The sequence below is a fragment of the Ferruginibacter albus genome (assembly GCF_020042285.1).
Classification (GTDB): domain Bacteria; phylum Bacteroidota; class Bacteroidia; order Chitinophagales; family Chitinophagaceae; genus Ferruginibacter; species Ferruginibacter albus.
Genome location: NZ_CP083388.1, coordinates 1546954 through 1567731 on the forward strand (window position 1 = coordinate 1546954; position 20778 = coordinate 1567731).

At 36.5% G+C, this 20778-nt stretch carries 20 protein-coding genes; 14 read left to right on the top strand and 6 right to left on the bottom strand.

Going from position 1 to position 20778, the window contains the following annotated elements; genetic code table 11:
* The first annotated feature begins 35 nt into the window (after positions 1 to 35).
* The 5 genes from pnp (at position 36) to K9M53_RS06910 (ending at position 5433) form a co-directional block, all read left to right on the top strand.
* Entirely contained in the window at positions 36 to 2195 is a 2160-nt protein-coding gene (gene pnp / locus K9M53_RS06890; protein ID WP_224018892.1) for a polyribonucleotide nucleotidyltransferase, read from the top strand.
* A gap of 55 nt (positions 2196 to 2250) precedes the next feature.
* Positions 2251 to 3075 (top strand): 50S ribosomal protein L11 methyltransferase, encoded by an 825-nt coding sequence (gene prmA / locus K9M53_RS06895; RefSeq protein ID WP_224018893.1) that lies wholly within the window; start codon positions 2251 to 2253, stop codon positions 3073 to 3075.
* Positions 3076 to 3168: 93 nt separating this feature from the next.
* Positions 3169 to 3819 (top strand): glycerol-3-phosphate 1-O-acyltransferase PlsY, encoded by a 651-nt coding sequence (gene plsY, locus K9M53_RS06900; RefSeq protein ID WP_224018894.1) that lies wholly within the window; start codon positions 3169 to 3171, stop codon positions 3817 to 3819.
* Between the two features lie 159 nt (positions 3820 to 3978).
* Positions 3979 to 4791, top strand: coding sequence for a M48 family metallopeptidase (locus K9M53_RS06905; protein ID WP_224018895.1), 813 nt, complete (start codon positions 3979 to 3981; stop codon positions 4789 to 4791).
* A 198-nt stretch (positions 4792 to 4989) separates the two neighbouring features.
* Positions 4990 to 5433 carry a hypothetical protein gene (locus tag K9M53_RS06910; protein ID WP_224018896.1) on the top strand — a complete coding sequence of 148 codons (444 nt, stop codon included), beginning with the start codon at positions 4990 to 4992 and terminating at the stop codon, positions 5431 to 5433.
* Positions 5434 to 5457: 24 nt separating this feature from the next.
* On the opposite strand, the gene K9M53_RS06915 is transcribed toward K9M53_RS06910, so the two are convergent.
* The 3 genes from K9M53_RS06915 to K9M53_RS06925 are packed head-to-tail and all read right to left on the bottom strand — an operon-like array spanning position 5458 to position 7153.
* A complete protein-coding gene (locus K9M53_RS06915) occupies positions 5458 to 5841 on the bottom strand; it encodes a hypothetical protein (protein ID WP_224018897.1) in 384 nt (127 codons plus the stop codon).
* Between the two features lie 3 nt (positions 5842 to 5844).
* Positions 5845 to 6363, bottom strand: a complete 519-nt coding sequence (locus tag K9M53_RS06920; protein WP_224018898.1) for a hypothetical protein — start codon at positions 6361 to 6363, stop codon at positions 5845 to 5847.
* 16 nt (positions 6364 to 6379) lie between these two features.
* Positions 6380 to 7153 carry a (Fe-S)-binding protein gene (locus K9M53_RS06925; protein WP_224018899.1) on the bottom strand — a complete coding sequence of 258 codons (774 nt, stop codon included), beginning with the start codon at positions 7151 to 7153 and terminating at the stop codon, positions 6380 to 6382.
* A gap of 78 nt (positions 7154 to 7231) precedes the next feature.
* Here K9M53_RS06925 and K9M53_RS06930 point away from each other — a divergent pair, with 78 nt between their 5' ends.
* The 6 genes from K9M53_RS06930 to K9M53_RS06955 all read left to right on the top strand — a co-directional run bounded on the left by K9M53_RS06930 (position 7232) and on the right by K9M53_RS06955 (position 12265).
* A complete protein-coding gene (locus tag K9M53_RS06930) occupies positions 7232 to 8281 on the top strand; it encodes an ATP-grasp domain-containing protein (protein ID WP_224018900.1) in 1050 nt (349 codons plus the stop codon).
* A 12-nt stretch (positions 8282 to 8293) separates the two neighbouring features.
* Positions 8294 to 8968 (top strand): LysE family translocator, encoded by a 675-nt coding sequence (locus K9M53_RS06935; protein WP_224018901.1) that lies wholly within the window; start codon positions 8294 to 8296, stop codon positions 8966 to 8968.
* A gap of 61 nt (positions 8969 to 9029) precedes the next feature.
* Positions 9030 to 9530 (top strand): DinB family protein, encoded by a 501-nt coding sequence (locus K9M53_RS06940; protein ID WP_224018902.1) that lies wholly within the window; start codon positions 9030 to 9032, stop codon positions 9528 to 9530.
* 62 nt (positions 9531 to 9592) lie between these two features.
* Positions 9593 to 9886: a hypothetical protein gene (locus K9M53_RS06945; RefSeq protein WP_224018903.1), complete on the top strand. Its 294-nt coding sequence runs from the start codon at positions 9593 to 9595 to the stop codon at positions 9884 to 9886.
* 140 nt (positions 9887 to 10026) lie between these two features.
* Positions 10027 to 10419 carry an RDD family protein gene (locus K9M53_RS06950; RefSeq protein ID WP_224018904.1) on the top strand — a complete coding sequence of 131 codons (393 nt, stop codon included), beginning with the start codon at positions 10027 to 10029 and terminating at the stop codon, positions 10417 to 10419.
* Positions 10420 to 10519: 100 nt separating this feature from the next.
* Positions 10520 to 12265, top strand: coding sequence for a tetratricopeptide repeat-containing sensor histidine kinase (locus K9M53_RS06955; protein ID WP_224018905.1), 1746 nt, complete (start codon positions 10520 to 10522; stop codon positions 12263 to 12265).
* A gap of 253 nt (positions 12266 to 12518) precedes the next feature.
* Here the strand turns inward: K9M53_RS06955 and K9M53_RS06960 are convergent, their stop codons facing one another.
* Positions 12519 to 13826: a (Fe-S)-binding protein gene (locus tag K9M53_RS06960; RefSeq protein ID WP_224018906.1), complete on the bottom strand. Its 1308-nt coding sequence runs from the start codon at positions 13824 to 13826 to the stop codon at positions 12519 to 12521.
* A gap of 95 nt (positions 13827 to 13921) precedes the next feature.
* On the opposite strand from K9M53_RS06960, the gene K9M53_RS06965 reads away from it, so the two are divergent.
* On the top strand, positions 13922 to 14419 hold the full coding sequence (locus K9M53_RS06965; RefSeq protein ID WP_224018907.1) for a phosphoribosyltransferase family protein: 498 nt from the start codon (positions 13922 to 13924) through the stop codon (positions 14417 to 14419).
* A gap of 49 nt (positions 14420 to 14468) precedes the next feature.
* Here the strand turns inward: K9M53_RS06965 and K9M53_RS06970 are convergent, their stop codons facing one another.
* The gene (locus K9M53_RS06970) at positions 14469 to 17120 is read right to left on the bottom strand and encodes a DUF7619 domain-containing protein (RefSeq protein WP_224018908.1); all 2652 of its coding nucleotides are present in this window, start codon (positions 17118 to 17120) and stop codon (positions 14469 to 14471) included.
* A 321-nt stretch (positions 17121 to 17441) separates the two neighbouring features.
* Here K9M53_RS06970 and K9M53_RS06975 point away from each other — a divergent pair, with 321 nt between their 5' ends.
* The gene (locus K9M53_RS06975; RefSeq protein WP_224018909.1) at positions 17442 to 17630 is read left to right on the top strand and encodes a hypothetical protein; all 189 of its coding nucleotides are present in this window, start codon (positions 17442 to 17444) and stop codon (positions 17628 to 17630) included.
* Between the two features lie 276 nt (positions 17631 to 17906).
* Here K9M53_RS06975 and K9M53_RS06980 read toward each other — a convergent pair whose 3' ends face one another.
* Positions 17907 to 18902 carry a DUF2279 domain-containing protein gene (locus tag K9M53_RS06980; protein WP_224018910.1) on the bottom strand — a complete coding sequence of 332 codons (996 nt, stop codon included), beginning with the start codon at positions 18900 to 18902 and terminating at the stop codon, positions 17907 to 17909.
* A gap of 127 nt (positions 18903 to 19029) precedes the next feature.
* Here K9M53_RS06980 and K9M53_RS06985 point away from each other — a divergent pair, with 127 nt between their 5' ends.
* Entirely contained in the window at positions 19030 to 20754 is a 1725-nt protein-coding gene (locus K9M53_RS06985) for a phospho-sugar mutase (RefSeq protein ID WP_224018911.1), read from the top strand.
* Positions 20755 to 20778 lie beyond the last annotated feature (24 nt).

The following is a 20778-nucleotide window of genomic DNA, read 5'->3' on the forward strand; positions in this document are numbered from 1 at the left end:
GGCATGTTTATCATCCTATAAAATTTTAAATCAACATGAATTTTAATATTAATTCAGTAACATTTGATATCGGCGGCGGACGCTATGTCACTATCGAAACCGGTAAGTTGGCTCGTCAGGCAGATGGGGCGGTTACTGTACGCCAGGGTAATTGTATTATTTTGGCAACCGTTGTTGCAAATAAAGAACCTAAAGAAGGTCAATCATTTTTTCCTTTATCTGTAGATTACCAGGAAAAATTTGCTTCTGCAGGTCGTATTCCTGGCTCTTTCTTTAAAAGAGAAGCAAGATTGAATGACTACGAAATATTAACCAGCCGCTTAATCGACAGAGCGCTTCGTCCGTTGTTCCCGGATGATTATTTATGCGATGTACAGGTATTGGTTACGTTAGTGTCATCTGACCCTGAAGTAATGCCTGATTCATTGGCTTGTTTGGCTGCATCGGCGGCTATAGCAGTTTCTGATATTCCCATTAAAGAAATTATAAGTGAAGTAAGAATAGGAAAGTTGAACGGTGAGTTCATTATCAACCCTACTCGCAGCGAACTGGAAAAATCTGATCTGGAGTTCTTAATTGCCGCTACTGCCAAAAATATTATGATGGTGGAAGGCGAAGCAAAAGAGTGCCAGGAAGAAGATTTAGTAAAAGCATTGGAATTAGCGCATGATGCAATACGTGTACAGGTAAAAGCACAGGAAGAATTGAGAGATAAAGCAGGCATCACTACTAAAAGAGATTATACCAAGCCTTATCGCAACGAAGAGTTAGAGAAAAAAATAAATGAATTTGCTACAGATAAAATGTACGCTATTTCTGCATCGGCATCTGCTAAGCATGAAAGAAGCGATGCATATAAAGAATTAGCAGAAGCAGTAAAAGCTCATTTAGGTGAAGAATTACCTGATGAAGACAAAAAATTGATCGGTCATTATTTTGGCGAATTGCAATACAATGTTGTTCGTGATATGATATTGAACGACAGAAAACGTTTGGATGGCAGAGGTACGGAAGATATTCGTCCTTTAGCTATGGAAACGAACATACTGCCAACTCCGCACGGTTCGGCGTTATTTACAAGAGGCGAAACACAATCTTTGACAACAGTTACTTTCGGAACTCCGTTAGATGAATTGTTAGTAGAGAGCGCAGCAAAATCTTCTGAATCTAAATTCTTCTTACATTATAATTTTCCTCCATTCAGCACCGGTGAAGTAAAGATGATGCGTGGACAAAGCCGTAGAGAAGTTGGTCATGGTAACCTGGCACAACGTTCTTTAAAGCAAATGATGCCGGGTAGTGAATATGCGTACACAGTACGTGTGGTGAGCGATATCTTAGAAAGTAATGGTTCTTCATCAATGGCTACGGTTTGTGCCGGTTCATTAGCGTTGATGGATGCAGGTGTTCCTTTACCAAAACACGTGAGTGGTGTGGCAATGGGATTGATTACCAAAGGCGATAAATATGCTATCTTAACGGATATCTTAGGTGATGAAGATCACTTAGGTGATATGGACTTTAAAGTAACCGGAACCCGTGATGGTATTTGCGGTGTGCAAATGGATATTAAGGTAGATGGTTTAAGCATGGATGTTATGCGCCAGGCATTGGCACAAGCTAAAGCCGGTCGTTTACATATTTTAGATGCAATGTATGAGTGTCTTCCTGCACACAGAGCAGATGTTAAACCTCATGCCCCAAGAATGGTTAAGATCGTTATCGATAAAGAATTTATCGGTGCCGTGATAGGACCAGGTGGTAAAGTGATCCAGGAAATTCAACGTGAAACAGGAACGACTATCAATATTGAAGAAGTGGGTAACACTGGTGAAGTAAGCATTTTCTCTCCTGTTAAAGAAGGAATGGATAAAGCAGTTGCCTGGGTTCAGGGATTGGTTGCTGTTCCGGAAGTTGGAAAAGAATACGAAGGAACAGTAAAAGGCATTAAAGAATTTGGCGCTTTTGTTGAGTTCTTACCTAAAAAAGAAGGTTTGTTGCACATCAGTGAAATAAGCTGGAAACGTTTAGAAACAATGGAAGGCATCTTCAAAGAAGGCGATAAAGTGAAAGTGAAATTGCTGGAAGTTGACCCAAGAACAGGTAAATTCAAATTGAGCCGTAAAGCTTTATTACCAAGACCGGAAAGACAACCTCAGCAATCAAGACCGGAAGGTAATGGGGAGCAAGCATAAATTGATCTGATTAAAATAAAACATAGCCGCAACTAAACTGCGGCTTTTTCTTTCGATGAATAATTACTTACAATTCGATTTTATTGTTGCTTCTGCAGAAGATGCAGAGAAGCTAATTGCATTATTAAGCGAGCAGGATTTTGAAGGTTTTGAAGAGACAGATGAAAATCATCTAACAGCTTATATTCCAATTGAACAATTTAATGAAACAGCATTTAAGGAAATAATAGATTTGTTTTCAACCATCAGCTTTACACAAAGCGAAATAGAAAACATTAACTGGAACCAGCAGTGGGAAAGCGGCTTTCAGCCGGTAATTGTAGAAGATAAAGTAGCTTTACGTGCAAGCTTTCATGAGCCGATCAAAGGTGTAGAACACGAAATTGTCATAACTCCCAAAATGAGCTTTGGCACCGGGCATCATGCTACAACATACATGATGATACAGCTAATGCTTTCTATCGATTTTAAAAATAGATCAGTAATTGATTTTGGTACCGGTACCGGTGTGCTGGCAATCCTTGCCGAAAAGTTGGGCGCTACTGGTGTTTTAGCCGTTGATTACGATGAATGGAGTATTGAAAATACCAAAGAGAATATTCAGCAAAATAGCTGTTCCAGGATCACTATAGAACAAGAAAACACTTTCCCGAAAAGAGATGTTTACGATATTGTTTTAGCCAATATTACGCTAAACGTGATAACTGATAATATTGCAGCAATGGCAGAATCAACCCAAAAAGGAGCCAATGCTTTCTTTAGCGGCTTTTTATTATCAGACAAAGAACCAATAACTCTATTATTAAAAAATCACCAATTTGAAGTAAAATCAATAGTACAAAAGGGAGATTGGTTGGCAATTTTGGCTGAAAAGCAATGATTTTCATCTATTTACACAATTGCTAGATTAAATTAACGTTAACTAAAGGATAAAATCCTTACTTTTGCGGCACTAATTTCCAAAGAAAAATACATGAAGGAATTTTTTCTTATCATTATAGCATACCTCATCGGCTCGATTCCAACAGCTTTATTGGTCAGCAGGCGCTTTTTTGATATTGACATTCGTGATTACGGAAGCGGCAACATGGGAGCCACTAATACTTTTAGAGTTTTAGGCAAAAGATATGGTACCATGGTAATGTTTTTTGACATTATGAAAGGAATGTTAGCTGTTGCCTTGTATAATATTCTTCCTTATTATTTACCCCAGGCGCATATGTTTGACAGAACCAATCTAATGGTTGGTTTAGGATTGGCAGCTGTGGTAGGTCATGTTTTCCCGGTTTTTGCAAATTTTCGTGGTGGTAAGGGTGTTGCTACCTTATTTGGAATGATGCTGGCTATTCAGCCTGTTATTGCAGGAAGTTGTGTAGCAGTATTCTTAATAGTATTATACTTAACACGTTATATCTCTTTAAGCTCTATTTTAGCGGGCGTGGCATTACCTATTTGCGTTTTATGGATATGGAATGATAATGTTACTATCTACAGAGTATTTGCAGTATTGGTTGCTGCAATGGTTGTATTAACACACCAAAAAAACATAAGTCGTTTGCTGCGTGGCGATGAAAGCCGCGTTCCTATTTTAAAATACCGCGACAGAAGAAAAATGCGTAAATAAAATTCTCCAACGCAACTTTTCATTTTTGATTTAAGTCTGAAAAACTAATTTAGCCTTTTGTATATTGGTACGTCAATTGCATGTCATATATAAAACAGCTATTATGTGCCGGAATTGGAAAACTTAATAAAGTCCCATTAAAATAATCAAACTTAGTTTATGAAAAGAATCTTATTAGCATCAGCAATTATTCTATCTGTAATTTCCTGTAGCCGTAACCCGGTTACGGGGCGCAAACAATTAAGTCTTGTTTCTGAAGACCAATTGCAGCAAATGGCGCTAACGGAATACAAAACTTTTTTATCACAAAATAAGGTAGTCAGTAATGTAGGGAATAAGGACGCGGAAATGGTTCGTCGTGTGGGATCTCGTATTGCAAAGGCTATTACTGATTATTATAACACACAAGGCAAAGGCGATATCTTAAAAGGGTATAACTGGGAGTTTAACCTGGTAGATAGCAAAGAGGTAAATGCCTGGTGCATGCCGGGAGGAAAAGTAGTGGTTTATACTGGTTTGTTACCTGTAACACAGAATGAAGCTGCTTTAGCAATTGTTTTAGGGCATGAAATAACGCATGCTGTAGCAAAACACGGTAATGAAAGAATGAGCCAGGAAATGGTGGCACAAGGTATTGGAGTTGCAGGGAACGTATTAACGGGCAACAATCCCCAGGTAAACAGCATTTTTAATAATATTTATGCCCCTGGCTCTCAGGTAGCTGTATTATTGCCTAACTCCCGTAACCAGGAATATGAAGCCGACCATTTTGGATTGTTGTTTGCAGCTATGGCAGGATATAACCCACGGGAGGCGATTCCTTTCTGGCAACGGATGCAGGCAATGAGCGGCGGGTCGCAGCAACCTGAGTTTTTAAGCACTCACCCGGCTGATGCAAACAGAATTCAGCGTTTACAAGGTTATATGGACGAAGCACTGAAATACTATAAACCTGTGAATAGCAAGAATTAAACACTTGCATTTTTTTATCATATAACTTTTTTTTAAAAAAGCACTGCTTTTTATTGTGAATACCACAAAAAGAAGCGTACCTTTGCATCTCAAACCCGTAACAGATAAGGGTTTCAGTAATTTTACTATCCAAGCTTCCGTAAAAACATGTCTTTTCTCTGAACCGTCACTTATTTTAAACCTTAAAATTTTTTCAACATGGAAGTATTAACGCTGTCTCAGTCGTTACCCGAAAAATTGCAATTAACTACCGAAAAAAACGTGTTAATACAAGGTTTACCTTCTACAATAGAGAAACAGTTCATAAAATTATCGTTTGCTAAAAACGTAACTCCTTTACTAAAAACACGCAAAATAGATTTTGCCTTGGTGTTTGCTGTTAGTCAACGCCAGCTAAAAGATATTTTGAATGATGTTATTCCTGCATTGAATAATGCCGCTAAATTATGGGTGGCTTATCCTAAACCAACATCTAAAATTGCCAGTGATCTTACTCGTATCTGCAATTGGGATTGTGTTGAAAGCTTAGGCTTTGAAAACACAGACAAGATCGGTATCGATCACGTTTGGAATGCTGTTCAATTTAAAAAAGCCGGAAAATCTGCTAAATTAAAATTAGCAGTGCTTGAAGCAGAAGCTTAGTCTGTTTATTAGATTGAGCAAAGGCTATTTAAGCTTGTAAATATCTTCGTATTTTATATATGCAGTTTTACTGATTGTGTACATAGGATTGCCAACAGCATCTTTAATAATCCCTTTTGTTTCATCATCAGCAATGGGAAAATTAATGTAATATTCTCTGCCATCATTTAACCTTATTCCATAGGTCTCAACGGAGTTTTCTATTGAAACAGAATTTTGGGAATAGTCATAATGATTTATTTTACCTGAGCTGTCTTTAATGTAAAAGCGTTTAGCTTCAAAGGTAATCTCTAATTTTTCTCCTTCGGAACCGATGGCTTTCCACGTTCCTCTGTAAGTATCAGATCCGCTGCAACCATGCAACAAAACAACTGCTACCAATAGTAAAAGACTTTTTATTTGTCTCATACTTTATATTTTTATTGCTGAAAAATTGTATCGTTTAGCCAACCAGCTATCCTTAATCGGTATCAGCCAGTTATTTAATAATTCTTCTTTTGTTTGTACAAGATTATTGAAGTAAATGGTATCGGGAGTAATTGTTCCGTTTTCAATGGCATTTTCTATTTGTGATAATGACAGTAGTTGAATACTTTCATTTACGATAAAACCCAATGCCTGTCTTTCAAACATGGGGGCATTGAATTGTTGTTCTATCTGTTTAATAACTCTAACAGAGCTATCCGTGCTGCATCCGCTAACACCGGCTTGTGTTTCATCCGCAATAATCACTGCAAATTGATTGAATAGTAATTTGGCAAAGCCCTTTACATCTGCACCATGACTTTTCCAGTTATCGGCAAATTGTTGGAGAATTGAATCGATTTGAAAAACTTCCTCTGCATTAAACGGGCGTGAACTTTGGTATATCCATACCCGTGAGTTATTATTAAAATTGGCAGGAATGTATTGTTGTATGTTGAAATTCATAACTTTTGCTTTAAGTTTAAATATAAGCTGCTACTAATTCTGCAATGTCCATCACTTTTATATCTTCTTTATCATTTGCTTTAACACCGTCTGTCATCATCGTATTGCAAAACGGGCAGGCAGTTGCAATTACTTTGGCATTCGTACTGATCGCTTCTTTGCTTCTTTCCATATTGATTCTTGTACTGCCTTTTTCCTCTTCCTTGAACATTTGAGCACCACCGGCACCACAACATAAACCATTGCTTTTACAACGCTTCATCTCTACCAACTCGGTTTTTAAAGCTTCCAGCACTTTTCTTGGCGCTTCATAAATATTATTAGCTCTTCCTAAGTAACAACTATCATGATAAGTTGTTGAAGTATTCTTTAGATTATTATCTTCTTTGATTACAATCTTTCCTTCATTTATTAATTGATCAAGAAATACAGAATGGTGGATTACTTCATATACACCACCCAATTCCGCATATTCATTTTTTAAAATATTAAAGCAATGCGGACAGGCAGTAACGATCTTTTTAATATTATAATTATTGAGCGTTTGAATGTTTTGGTAAGCCATCATTTGGAAGATGAATTCATTGCCGGCACGCCTGGCAGGATCCCCGGTACACATTTCTTCTTTGCCCAGGATAGCATATTTAATGCCCGCTTTATGTAAGATGAGGGAGAACGCTTTGGTTATTTTTTGCACCCGCTGATCAAAACTTCCTGCACATCCCACCCAGAACAAAATTTCTGGGCTTTCCCCATTAACGGTCATTTCTGCAACTGTAGGAACGTGCATATCGTTTATTTTTCTAAACAAATGTACTTATTGTTTTATGGATTTATTACAACAGCATATTTTTGATGATTATTATTGATGAGACAATTAATTAAAAAGATAACGAACTGGGAAGCTTGGCCATTTAAGCTATTGTATGCGCCTATATCTTTATTTTGGCTATGGTATATTTTAAGGTCAAGAGCTGTTTGGTTTTTTACACCTAGCAATCCTAAGCTAACCTTTGGCGGTATGGAAGGAGAGCCCAAAAAAGAAATGTATGATCTGCTACCGAAAGAATTTTATCCTGCTACATTTAATGCATTGCCCTCCGACGATTTTTCTGTTATTAAAGAAAGATTAAATTTTCATGGCATTATTTACCCTTTAATTGTAAAACCCGAAATTGGAGGACAAGGAATTTTGTTCAGGAAATTGGATACTGAAGACGAATTAAGAAAATATCATACTAAAGTCCCTGTTGAATATATAGTGCAGCAAATGGTGAATTATCCAATGGAAGTAAGTGTATTTTATATCCGTCATCCTGAACAAAAGAACGGCATGATTACCGGTTTTCTGCACAAGGTTCCTTTGCAGGTTGTGGGCGATGGTAAACATACTTTGGAAGAACTGGTGTTGCAACATCCCAAAGGGAGCAAACGTATAGGAGAAATGCACAGTAAACATAAATTAAGCTGGAATAAAATATTACTCCCCGGAGAAAAGTATATGTTGAGTTATGCAGCTAATCACAATAGGGGAGCGCATTTTATTAATTTAAAAGAATATATAGATGAAAAGCTGTTGGTTCATTTTGATGAGATGAGCAATAGTATAAATGATTTTTTTTATGGCAGGTATGATATCATGTGTAATAGCATTGAAGACTTAAAAGCGGGTAAGAATTTTGCGATTCTTGAATTTAATGGTTGCGGTGCAGAACCTAATCATTTCTATGATACGGGCTACACATTGATCGGCGCTTATAAAGAAATCTTAAAACATTGGAAAGCTTTATACAATATCAGTAAATACAATCGAAAGCAAGGTATCCGGCCATGGAAGTTTTTTAAAGGAGCTGCATTTCTTCGCAGTTCAAAAAAATATATGGCTTTTATAAAAGCGGCTGATAAAACTATTGAATAGACCATGCAAAAAATGTTTCGCATATTTCTTTGGGGATTGATCATCAGTTTTTTGGGAACATTGCCATTAGGGACTTTAAATGTGGCGGCCATGCAGATCGGTTTGCAGGAAAGCATTATACATGCTTTGTTTTTTTCACTGGGATGTTTACTGATAGAAGTTTTGTATGTACGCATTTCATTAGTAGGTATCGATTGGATACGTAAGCAAAAACGTTTAATGCAAATAATGGAATGGGCAACGCTTTTTATTATTGTAGCCTTAGCCATAGGAAGTTTTGTTGCTGCTGCAAAACACGGAGGCAATGCAAAAAATGTTTTACTCCAAAACAATATGAATCGTTTTTTGTTGGGGATGCTCATGTGTGCAATTAATCCCGTGCAAATTCCTTTTTGGTTTGGGTGGAGTACAGTGCTTTTTACAAAAGGAGTGTTACAACCTGTAAAAGCACAATATAATTTTTATATTATCGGAATTGGTATAGGAACGTTCGCAGGTAATTGTGTATTTATTTTTGGTGGACACTGGATAGTAAGTAAAATAGCTAACAGCGAGCAATATTTAAACTGGGTCATTGGCGGCATATTTACTATTACGGCTATTTTGCAGTTAGTAAAAATACTAAGACATAAAGACTCCGTATATCAATTCACACATGAAAATGAAACAATTAACAAGCTCCAATAAATAGTTAATAATTACCTTGTAATAATTAAAATTTCTTTCATTATATTTAATATTAAATTTTATGGCATTAAAAGACGGGTTGCTTGCTGAGATAAAACATGAAGCAGCATCAACCAAAAAGATCCTCGAAAAAGTTCCTGTTGAACACCTGAGCTGGAAACCTCACGAAAAATCAATGACCCTCGGAAGGCTCGCATCGCATGTAGCGGAGATCCCTCGTTGGGTTTCAAATATCATTCGTGCGGATGAATATAATTTTCAAACGCAGCCGATGAAAAGAAATGATGCGCAATCGAAAGAAGAGTTACTGACTCTTTTTGAAGAAACGTTAAATAAGGCCGTTGCTGACATTGAAGCTGTTGACAATGAGGAGTTATTTAAAACATGGACAGTTAAAAACGGTGAACACACTGTTTTTCAACTAGCTAAGATCGGATCTTTAAGAGGATGGGCGTATAATCATTTGTATCATCATCGCGGACAGCTTTCGGTGTATTTGCGTTTATTGGATATCCCTGTTCCGGGAATGTATGGTCCAAGCGCTGATGAATCTATGGTTTAATGGCCCTGTATTTTGAAATTAAGAATTTCAGGATAAATGCATAACGTATGAATACAACAGCTATGAATAGACGAATTTTTCATTTCCTTACTCCTTGCCTCATTGCATCGGTAGGTTTGTTGGTTATGGCTATTGATGGTGCGTTGAATATGGTAAGAAGTAAAGGTTGGAGTTTAAATGGCATTATTGTAGGTTCATCTTTCTTTGCATTGTATCTTATCAGTGATTATCTTATCAGAAGATGGCTGCCGGGCAAACTCGTTGCCATCTGGATAATTGAAATAGTATTGATCATTTTATCTGCCATATTGTTTTGGAATTATTTTCCTTTTAAACATATTGGACATATAGGATGATTGTTGAAGTTCTTTGAGTGAATAAGCAAGTAGTCAATTGTGAAAATATATTGCCTCTAATAGTGCAACAAAAATTCACCATTGATGATTTGCCATTCACATCATTCTCTTGCATTGTTCACCTTACATAATAAACTGTCATGAAACCAACCTTCCCCATGCTCATAGACAGAGTTCAGTCTATGGTAATTGACTTTATTATTATTGTGGTGTTGATGTACGGGCTTTCTCAAGTATTAGGTAAACTTGACAACGTTTCTCCTCAATGGATCCATATTGTATTGTTTTTTACAATATGGTTTCTCTACGAGCCATTCTTTGTATGGCTGGGTTGTACGCCGGGGCAGTACGTTAAAAAGTTGCGTGTACGTAAAGAAACCGATATTAATCATCACATTAATTTTATCCAGTCGCTGATGCGTTATGTTATTAAGATGCTTTTGGGCTGGGTGTCTTTTTTCACCATTGATCAAAACCAGGAGAAAAGAGCCATTCACGATTTTGTTTCTGAAAGCGTAATGATCAAGCTGTAATGCATTTTTTAATTTAAAACCTGTAAAGTTGTAAAAGCTTTACAGGTTTTTTATTTGGGGTAAGTGATAAATAATTATTTTTAGAAAAATCATTTTTACAGTGAAGAAGATTGCGGTTTTAATAATTTTTTCTTTGTCGGTTTTATTGTGCAATGCACAGGTGGATTCAATAAAACTTGCAAGTGCTACACACGCCTTTAATTCGGGAGATTACGAAAGCGCATTGTCAGGATTTAAAGATTGCCTTACACAGGCATTGCAAAATAATGATCAGAAAAAAGCAGTAAAGATCTACTTTAATATCGCGAAGACATATGACATGTTGGGTAAAGTAGTACAGGCGTTGGAGAACTATCAACTGTCGGAAAAATTAGCAACAGAAATTAATGAACAATTACCCAAAGCCAAAGCGTTAAATAATATAGGAGCATTGTACCGGGAACAGAAAAACCTAGCTCAGGCATTACTGTATAACAATAAGGCAGAAGCTATTGCTTTAGTATTGAAAGATTCTTTAACCATTGCAGATTGTGCTAATAATAAAGGGATCATTTTTGAAATGGAGAAAAAATTTGATTCAGCTATTAACAGTTATAAAACAGCATTAACTATTTACAGGCAAATAAACGATAGCCAGCATGTTTCCATCGCATTGAATAATTTGGGAGTATTGTACAAGCAAATGGGCAAGTACAACGAAGCAATAGACAGCTACAAGCAGGCGTTAGAGATTGCAGAAGCATCAGAAGATAAATATGTAATCGCTGCTAACAATGTAAATATCGGCAGCGCTTTAAATGAAATTAAAAATTATCCGGAAGGCTTATCGTATAATAACAAGGGATTTGAGATCGCAAAAGAAATACAAGCGTTAGATATTTTAACGGCAGCATCATTAAATATTGCCAATGAATATGCCGGATTAAAAGATTTTTCAAAAGCCTACGAATGGCAACAAAAATATACAACCTACAACGATAGTTTTATCAATATTGAACGAAATAAACAAATAGCAGAAGCGGAAACAAAATACCAGGCTGCACAAAAAGAAAAGTTGATAAACGAACAGCAATTTCAATTAACAAAAAAGAATTATTGGCTGTTAGGTTCGGCGGGAGCAATATTGCTGATCTGCCTATTGGGATATACCAATTACAAGCGATATAAGCTGCGGCAGGAAACAAAGTTGCAGGAAACACTCATTACTCAACAGCAATTATCCACCCAGGCTGTGCTGGAAGCAGAAGAAAACGAAAGGAAAAGAATAGCCAATGAACTGCATGATGGAGTAGGACAGATGATGAGCGCTGCTAAAATGAATTTGTCTGCATTTGAGAGTAATATACAGTTTAAGGACGAAAAGCAAAAGCAGGTGCTCGAGAAGATAATAACATTGGTAGATGACAGTTGTAAAGAAGTAAGAACCGTTAGCCATCAAATGATGCCTAATGCTTTATTGAAAAAAGGACTTTCCAGTGCAATTAGGGAATTTATAGATAAGATAGACAACCAAATATTAAAGATCGATTTGTACAGCGAGGGACTGAATGAACGCATTGATGCCAATACAGAAGCGGTTTTATATCGTGTAGTGCAGGAGTGTGTGAATAACGTGATCAAACATAGCGGCGCAAACCGATTGGATATTTCATTGGTTAAAGATCCTGATGGCATTAGCATAACGGTAGAGGATAATGGAAAGGGGTTTAATACGAATGAATATGAACAGAATGGAGGAATGGGATTGAAAAACATGCGTACAAGAATTGAATATTTAAAAGGTACTATAGAGTTTAATAGTGAACCTGGAAAGGGAATGTTGGTTGCCATTCATGTTCCTGCTTAAATTTTTCATTTCGCTTTAAAACAAATTATATAACATGTGTAAAAAGCTAAAAGAAGTTTTATTGTTTTTGAACGTGTTCTTATTTTCTCAGCACATTTATTCTCAAAAAACATAAACTGCAGCCTCGGCAGAATCGGCAGATAGCAACTTACATTACGTAACCTGCTTTTATAACATTCCTCCTGATAAATACCCTATGGCATCGGCTATTGATATGGATACAGGTAAGCTTATCTTTTAAGTGTAGAAGAAATTATTCAGCAGCCCATTTGTCTCTTTCATCAGGACTAAATTTCCAGGGGGCATAATTGTTCTCAATATTACTGAACATGCTGTTCCATTCCTGCGGAGCATTACTATCTTCCATAATCAATGCACGACGTAATTCTAAAATAATATCCAAAGGATTTATACTTACCGGACATTCCTGTACACAAGCATTGCAACTGGTACAAGCTCTTAATTCTTCAACAGTAATGTAATCATTAAGTAATGTTTTTTTGTCGTCAATAAACTGCCCATTCTTATTGATGTTCTTGCCTATATCTTCAGCTCTGTCTCTTGTTGACATCATTATTTTTCGTGGACTCAAAACTTTGCCGGTAATATTCGCAGGACATGCTGCAGTACATCTTCCGCATTCAGTACAGCTGTATGCATCTAATAAATTTTTCCAGCTAAGATCAAAAACATCTTTAGCACCGAATTTTTGCGGAGCAGTTTCGCCTGCAGGTGCTAATTCAGGTTGCATCATGTACTTCACTTCGTTTTGAACATTGGGCATATTGTGCATTTGCCCGGGAGGTTGTAAACGGGAGTAGTAAGCGTTTGGAAACGCTAATAAAATATGCAGATGTTTGCTGTAGGGCAGATAATTTAAAAATGCAAAGATGCCTGCAATGTGCAACCACCAACAAGTTCTTTCAATTACAATTAATGAATGTGATGAAAAAGAATTAAAAAATGGGGCTATTGATCCTGAAACAATAAAGTTGCCGGTATTAAAATAATGTTCGCTTCCCTTTAGCTGCAGTGCCCTGTCTGTACTGTTCATCGTTAAGAAAAGGCACATCAGGATAATTTCTGAAAGCAGGATATAATTGGCATCGCTGCGTGGCCATCCATCCAGGTCTTTACTGATAAAACGTTTTAATTTGATGATATTTCTCCTGATCAAAAAAATGATACAAACGGTTAATACACCAACAGCTAAAATTTCAAAAAAATCGATAATAACTGCATAGAAGCTGCCAAGCGGATGAAAGAATAAGCGATGAGTTCCTGCTATCCCATCTAAAACAATTTCCAGCACCTCTATATTAATTATAATAAAACCTGCATAAATGATAAAATGCATGACAGCTACCAAAGGGTTGCGAAACATCTTCTTTTGACCGAAAGCCAGTAACAGCAAATTTTTCCAACGTTGGGGCTTATTATTGCTAATGTCTTCCTCTTTGCCTAATAAAATATTTCGGCGTATTTGAACGATCTTTTTTGCAAACAGTACCACAGCTACACTCGCCAGTACAATAAAAAGTATTTGTTGTGCAATATGCATGAGCAATCTTTGTATTAAAGTTAATTATTGAAAATGAATTATTCTTGTTTATTGTATAAATTCGTGCAATTAGCAATAAAGAGATACTGTTTATTATGAGCGAAAAAAAATACATTTTATCAAAAGAGATAGCAGAGAAAAAAATTCGACGCATTGCGTTGGAAGTAACAGAGCGTAATTATACAGAGCAAGAGTTGATATTGATCGGTATAAAAGAAAATGGAATCGTTATTGCAAACAAGATAGCCTCTTATTTAAAAGAAACTTTTAAAGGAAAAATTGAAGTGCTTGATCTGTCGCTTGATAAAAAAAATCCCACAAAGATCACATTAAGCAAACCAATTGATTTTAATAATAAAGCTGTTTTATTGGTAGATGATGTTGTGAATGGGGGGAAAACATTGTTGTATGCCTTAAAGCCTTTATTGGAATATCATCCTGAAAAAATTCAAACGATTGTGTTGGTAGCCCGTACACACAAGGCATTTCCTGTGGCGGTTGATTATGTAGGGCTTTCTTTTTCAACTACGTTGGATGAACATATTTTTGTTGAAGTAGAGAAAGGAGAGATTACCGGAGCTTATATTCAATAAAAAAGCCCGGTTAATCAATCCGGACCTTTTTAAACATAAACCTTCCAACTTATTGTATAACTGTTATTTTTTGTATGCTGCTGCGTGTTTTAATATAATAGCTTCCCGTACCGATATGGCTGATATTGATTTGTTGTAAACCTTGTTTCAATAAAAACGTTTTAACCAAAACTCCATTGATATTAATAAGCTGAGCTGCTGTATTATTTAAATTTATTCCGCTTACTTTAAGACTGATATATTCATTAACAGGATTGTTCAATAATTGTATCTCACTATTATTTTTTAGGTTTATAACAGCAACAGGGGAATAACTGTATTTGCCATCATTATCTACCATTTTTAAACGATAATAATTATTGGTATAGTTAAGCGTGGTTGTATAAGAATAATTGCCGCCATTGCCTTTAGCAGTAACAGTTCCTGCATAACTAAAGTGAGCGCCATCGCTACTTTGTTCTATAATAAATTGTTTGGTATTTATTTCTTCGGCAGTGCTCCAATAGAGGAATGCTGTTGTTTTGTCCTGGTCTTGCAATGCATTAAATGAAATTAATTTAACGGGGTTCGTGCCATCTGCATTTGCAATAAGGGTAGTTGCAGTATTCGTGATCACCGGCAAGTTGTAATCGAAATAGATAGCAGCTTTATTTTCAATTGAACCACTTGAAACTGTTGATTTCGGCTTGATATTAAAGCTTACATATCCGTTGCTGCCAAGACTATTTACGTTGCTATCAGGTAGCTGCACGTTTAAAAACTCAAAATAAACAATGTTGCTGTCCACTGTTACCTTGCAAGGAGAGGATGAAGCATCTACCTGTAAGCTTGTTGCATCTAGCAGGCTGCTTAATGTATCCGCAATAACAATATTGAAAGCAGTGTCATTCCCGGTGTTTTGGAAACGTACCAGGTAGTTGATCGCTTTTCCTGCCTGAACTTGCTGAGGAGTAAGTTTAGGCGTTGCAGTTTTATCATTAGGATCGTACGAGCCCCCTACCATTGTAATTGAAGTACTAGTTGCAATAGAAGTGTTGCCGGTTATTGTGATGGCTGATTTCAGCGTATCATTTATAGAAGCAGTATTTTTTATTCTTAAATAAACAACAAAAGATGCTGATTGTCCTGGTACAACTGAAGACTCATTCACAATAAGCTTATTTCCAATATTGATAACAGAATGATTAGAAGATGAATCGTATGTTAGCAATGTACTATCAAAAGTAACAGTAGCAACTGTATTAATGGTAGTAGTGCCGGTATTTGAATAATTTATTTTATATAGTATAGGGAAACCAACTCTTGCTCTTCCTGCCGGGATGATCGTTGCAGTAACACTATCAACATTTTTTGTGGGTTGCAAAGCAATATTCAGATTAACAGATGTATCATAAGTGGTAAATGAAAATGTTTTAGAGGAAGGAATAGCCTTATAGTAGTTTGGGCTTTCTATTGATGCTGTATAGTTGCCGACATTAGCACCTAATTGGTAATAACCATTGTTATCTGTAAATGTATATTGATTATTAGATAAGCCGGATTTTACGTTAGATACGTACAATTCTCCGTCGTCTTTAATTCCATTGCTATTATTATCATAAAATATATTACCGGTAATTGTGGGAAAAGCAGTACAGTGATTGGAATTGGTTGCCGGATTGCATAAAGGAATTGAAAAAGGACCATTACCAAGAATTGCTCCTTGCCCGATAAAAGATAAGTTTTTAGGATAATTGGGAATACAATGTATTTTACCAAAATCAATGATAAGTTGACGCAGCGAATCGGGCAATTTTGGAAGGCAATAAATATTGTTGAACCCGCAATCCAATAAGGTGAGAGAAGTAGGCAAAACAGGCAAACCTGTTATTAAATTTTGATCACAATATAGATTAGTAAGAGAAGAAGGTAAGCTGGGTAAAGCCGTTAATTTGTTTTCAGAGCAAACCAAAAAATAGATAGAATTAGGTAAAGCAGGTAAGTTAGTCAAAGCATTATTAGCGCAGCTAAGCACATTAAGTGAAGCAGGTAAAGCCGGCAGATTAGTTAATTTATTGCTTCCGCAATATAACTCTTTGAGAGATGCCGGTAAAGCAGGCAAAGCCTTTAATATATTATTGTTACAAGATAAAAAATTTAAACGATTGGGTAAGGTAGGCAGGCTATCTAGGCTAGGAAATAAAATACGTTTTGTGTTATTACAAATTAGAGTGCCTAATGTATTGGGTAATGGCGGTAAGCTTTTAAGTGGATTGTCTGAGCAATCCAAATTAGTTAATGTATTCGGTAATGTTGGAAGCCCTTCTAACCTATCTTCGAAACAATTTAAGTTGGTTAATGATTTTGGTAATGATGATAAAAATCTCAGGCCGTCATTTTTTGAACAGTCTAGAAATGTTATTGATTGAGGTAAAGGCGGTAATGTATCTATATAGTTTTTAGAACAATCTAAAGATTGAATAGACTTGAAATATTGAATACCGGTTATATCCGATATTCTTTGGTTAGAAATATTTAGCAAACCTTTCGCATTTACAATATCGGTGCAGGTTGTGTCTATTAAATCTCCATTAAAGCAGGATGGGAATGACATTTTTAAATACACTCTAAAAGAACTATCGGGAATGTAAGCATATTGCGCTTTTGCAGTAATTGCAAAAGATAGCAAAATGAATAGCGGCAGGAAGAATCTTTTTTTCATAAAAAAAGTTTATACCTGTAAAGAGACAAAAAATTTTAATCATGTTGTCTAAGTATTAAAAACTTTTTCCTATGTAATAAATTTGTTCTTTACAGCATTATTGATAAAAATCCTGAAACAAACAGGTTATTTACGCAGTTATTTGTTCCGGTTAATTATTAAGTCGCCTGTTAATTGTTTTTTGAAGCGCTTTAGCCTCTTCTTGTAAAAACACAAAACGATTTTTTACCTCCGCAAACAGTCATTGCACTAATACAGTAGGTATTCGTACTGTTACAAGTAGATGTTGCGGTAGTACAAGCGCTCATTGTAACAATACAAATGGAATTTGCGGAAAGCGCAACACCGGAGGTAAGCAATACAAAATTGCTGGGAACCAGGCGAAGGATAATTGTAGGAATACTAAATGAAATTGTAACCGTGCAGTGCCTGGTTGCGGTAGTACAACCAATATTGATACTTGTACAAATAGTGGTTGCGGCAGTACATTTTGGGAATGAAAAAGTATAAAGGAAATAAATTTCAATACGAACTTTTTTCTTTGAAAGCCAAATTTAAAAAGCAAAGCCCGGCTATTGAAATGCCGGGCTTTATAATAGTATAGTCTTGATCTATTGTTGAATATTCACCTTTAGCAATCCTAGTTGTGTTTTAATGTAATAATTGCCTGCGGCAAGATTACGAACATCTATATTTTGCAATCCTTGTTTTAAAAGTTTATAGCTGTAAAGAGACAAATTTTTTTGATGTTGTTGTCTATCACAAATAAATATTTCAGAAAGACAACTAGAACGTTATCGCATTTACTTTAAAACTACCATTGCTAAACTCTAAACTCGGAGCAGGAAATTTAAAGGCGCTCAGTACGGTAAATAAAAATTTGAGCCCTTTCTTCTTTGTCTTAAATCTGGAAAAATCTATATCAGGAGCCAGGTACCATTGGCGGTATCGTTTAATATCACGGCGGTCAAAAGTTACTTGGCCGTCTTTATTGGTGGCATAATTTTCAGTAGCTCCAAACATACCTTCAGCACCATAGCCGATAGCTACGGATAGCCACTCCGGCAAATTAGCTTTAGGAAAAAAAGCTTTTATACTGGCACTTGCCCAATAGGTTTGCGCATTGTAATCTTTCAGCCAGCGTTCCCATTCCGATTTTCCGTAAATGTCATTGGCTCTCTGCTCCAGGTCCATAGCCGGGGCATAGCTGTTTTTATGAAAAGAGAATTTAAGCTTGATGCGCTGATCGTTCCATGCCAGTTCCTGGCTAATCAAAGCGGCGCTTCCCAAAACATTGGCGCTCATATCGCCCCAGCTAAACCCCCATTCTGCAGAAAAGCCATCCAGTATTTCAATAACAGTTTGATACGCCATGCCGCTTAAGCCGCCGTACCATATCTGTTTCTTTCTGTCAATACCTGTCCAGCGCCAAAGTTCCATGCTGCCGCGGCTTTCATCGTAGGCGCTTAACATATGTCCCACTTTATCTACCTGCAGCCATTCATTATTATCATTAAAAAAATGAAAGCTGCTTCGGGGATAATTAGCGTACCATGCTGCATTTAAACCGATCATTGTGCCACCATAACCTATGATATTGGCGGCAGCTACTAAACGCACCCTCGATTTTATTTGCTGCGGAGTTAATTTTTTTATTGGTTGCGTATTATATTTGATAACGCTATCTGTAAACTGGGTACTTTTTACTACAGCCGAATCCTGCGCTACCGCTAAAAGAGAACTGCTGCTGATGATAGATAAGATGAATAGAGATTTGACCATACAAGTGAGTGACACAACGATGTCGCTATGGAAAACAGAAGCTCGTTTCATTAAAACAAAAATAATAGGAATAGTTGTTAACCAATTACGAATAGCTTTATTTTTGAAATAATAAAAATTAAAACCAATGGACAGTAAAATTCAGGAAAAAGTAGACAGTTGGCTGAACGGTAATTATGAACAATCTGTAAAAGATGAGATCAAACGATTAGAAAAAGAAAATCCGGATGAACTGGCAGATGCCTTTTATAAAAATCTTGAATTTGGAACCGGTGGATTACGTGGTATAATGGGTGTTGGCACCAACCGTATGAATAAATACACGGTAGGTATGGCAACACAAGGTTATGCCAATTATTTAAAGCAGCAATTTGGAAATGATGTAAGTGTGGCGATAGCACACGATAGTAGGAATAACAGTCGAAGTTTTGCAGAGATTACTGCTAATGTTTTTGCAGCAAATGATATTAAAGTATACCTGTTTGAATCGTTGCGTCCTACACCGGAATTAAGCTTTGCTATTCGCAAGCTGGGATGTAAAGGTGGTGTGGTGTGTACCGCCAGTCATAACCCTAAAGAATACAATGGTTATAAGGCTTATTGGGATGATGGCGCCCAGATGGTTCCTCCACATGATAAAAATGTAATTATTGAGGTTGAAAAAATTGCTTCGGTGGATGATGTGAAATGGAGCGGCAAAGAAGGAAATATTACCATTATTGGTAAGGATATAGACACAGAATATATCGAAATGGTAAAAGGACTTTCGGTGTACCCGGAAGTTTGTGCCAAGCAGCACGACCTTAAGATCGTTTATACGCCGATACATGGTACAGGAATTATGCTGGTGCCGGATGTATTAAAAGCATATGGATTTACCAATGTTAATATAGTAGAAGAACAAAGCAAGCCGGATGGGAATTTTCCTACGGTAGTATATCCTAACCCCGAAGAAAAGGAAACGATGAGCATCGGCTTAAAAAAAGCGCAGGAACTGGATGCAGATGTTTTATTGGGAACAGATCCTGATGCGGATCGTGTAGGCATTGGTGTTAAGAATGATAAAGGCGAATGGATATTATTAAATGGAAATCAAACGGCAGTACTGGCGTTTAATTATGTAATTGAAGCCCGCAAGGCAAAAGGATTGGCGGAGAGTAATGATATGGTGATCAAAACTATTGTTACTACAGATATGATCGATGTATTTGCGAAAGCAAATGGTGTTTCTTGCTATAATGTACTTACCGGTTTTAAATGGATCGCAGAATTGATACGTGTAAAAGCGTGGAAAGAGACCTATATTATCGGTGGTGAAGAAAGCTTTGGTTTGATGATCGGGAATAAAGTGCGTGATAAAGATGCGGTAAGCGCTGTTGCTATCATTTGCGAAATGGCTGCTTATGAAAAAGAAAAAGGAAGAACATTGTATGAAAAGCTGATAGATCTATATGTTCAATATGGATTGTATAAAGAAGAGTTGGTAAGTATTACCAAAAAAGGAATGAATGGTGCTGCTGAAATTGCAGATATGATGAAAGGTTACAGAGATAATCCACCGAAACAAATTGCCGGTGTAGATGTAGTTGAACTGTTGGACTATCAGTTGCAAAAGGCAACCGATCTTAAAACAGGTGAAAGCAAAAAAATTGAATTGCCTAAAAGCAATGTATTGCAATTTGTATTAGCGGATGGAGGTAAGGTTTCTGCCAGACCAAGTGGAACTGAACCTAAAATAAAATTCTATTTTAGTGTAAACACCAAATTAGAAAATGCAACCGGCTTTGATGCTGCTGAAAAAATATTGAATGATAAAATTGCAGCGATCATAAAAGATATGCAATTGAAATAGCGATGTAAGCCACATAGATCAAAG

Excerpts from the sequence above, each read along its gene's own strand:
- pnp (WP_224018892.1), top strand. The coding sequence starts at position 36 with ATGAATTTTAATATTAATTCAGTAACATTTGATATCGGCGGCGGACGC.
- prmA (WP_224018893.1), top strand. The coding sequence starts at position 2,251 with ATGAATAATTACTTACAATTCGATTTTATTGTTGCTTCTGCAGAAGAT.
- plsY (WP_224018894.1), top strand. The coding sequence starts at position 3,169 with ATGAAGGAATTTTTTCTTATCATTATAGCATACCTCATCGGCTCGATT.
- K9M53_RS06905 (WP_224018895.1), top strand. The coding sequence starts at position 3,979 with ATGAAAAGAATCTTATTAGCATCAGCAATTATTCTATCTGTAATTTCC.
- K9M53_RS06910 (WP_224018896.1), top strand. The coding sequence starts at position 4,990 with ATGGAAGTATTAACGCTGTCTCAGTCGTTACCCGAAAAATTGCAATTA.
- K9M53_RS06915 (WP_224018897.1), bottom strand. The coding sequence starts at position 5,841 with ATGAGACAAATAAAAAGTCTTTTACTATTGGTAGCAGTTGTTTTGTTG.
- K9M53_RS06920 (WP_224018898.1), bottom strand. The coding sequence starts at position 6,363 with ATGAATTTCAACATACAACAATACATTCCTGCCAATTTTAATAATAAC.
- K9M53_RS06925 (WP_224018899.1), bottom strand. The coding sequence starts at position 7,153 with ATGCACGTTCCTACAGTTGCAGAAATGACCGTTAATGGGGAAAGCCCA.
- K9M53_RS06930 (WP_224018900.1), top strand. The coding sequence starts at position 7,232 with ATGAGACAATTAATTAAAAAGATAACGAACTGGGAAGCTTGGCCATTT.
- K9M53_RS06935 (WP_224018901.1), top strand. The coding sequence starts at position 8,294 with ATGTTTCGCATATTTCTTTGGGGATTGATCATCAGTTTTTTGGGAACA.
- K9M53_RS06940 (WP_224018902.1), top strand. The coding sequence starts at position 9,030 with ATGGCATTAAAAGACGGGTTGCTTGCTGAGATAAAACATGAAGCAGCA.
- K9M53_RS06945 (WP_224018903.1), top strand. The coding sequence starts at position 9,593 with ATGAATAGACGAATTTTTCATTTCCTTACTCCTTGCCTCATTGCATCG.
- K9M53_RS06950 (WP_224018904.1), top strand. The coding sequence starts at position 10,027 with ATGAAACCAACCTTCCCCATGCTCATAGACAGAGTTCAGTCTATGGTA.
- K9M53_RS06960 (WP_224018906.1), bottom strand. The coding sequence starts at position 13,826 with ATGCATATTGCACAACAAATACTTTTTATTGTACTGGCGAGTGTAGCT.
- K9M53_RS06965 (WP_224018907.1), top strand. The coding sequence starts at position 13,922 with ATGAGCGAAAAAAAATACATTTTATCAAAAGAGATAGCAGAGAAAAAA.
- K9M53_RS06970 (WP_224018908.1), bottom strand. The coding sequence starts at position 17,120 with ATGAAAAAAAGATTCTTCCTGCCGCTATTCATTTTGCTATCTTTTGCA.
- K9M53_RS06975 (WP_224018909.1), top strand. The coding sequence starts at position 17,442 with ATGGAATTTGCGGAAAGCGCAACACCGGAGGTAAGCAATACAAAATTG.
- K9M53_RS06980 (WP_224018910.1), bottom strand. The coding sequence starts at position 18,902 with ATGGTCAAATCTCTATTCATCTTATCTATCATCAGCAGCAGTTCTCTT.
- K9M53_RS06985 (WP_224018911.1), top strand. The coding sequence starts at position 19,030 with ATGGACAGTAAAATTCAGGAAAAAGTAGACAGTTGGCTGAACGGTAAT.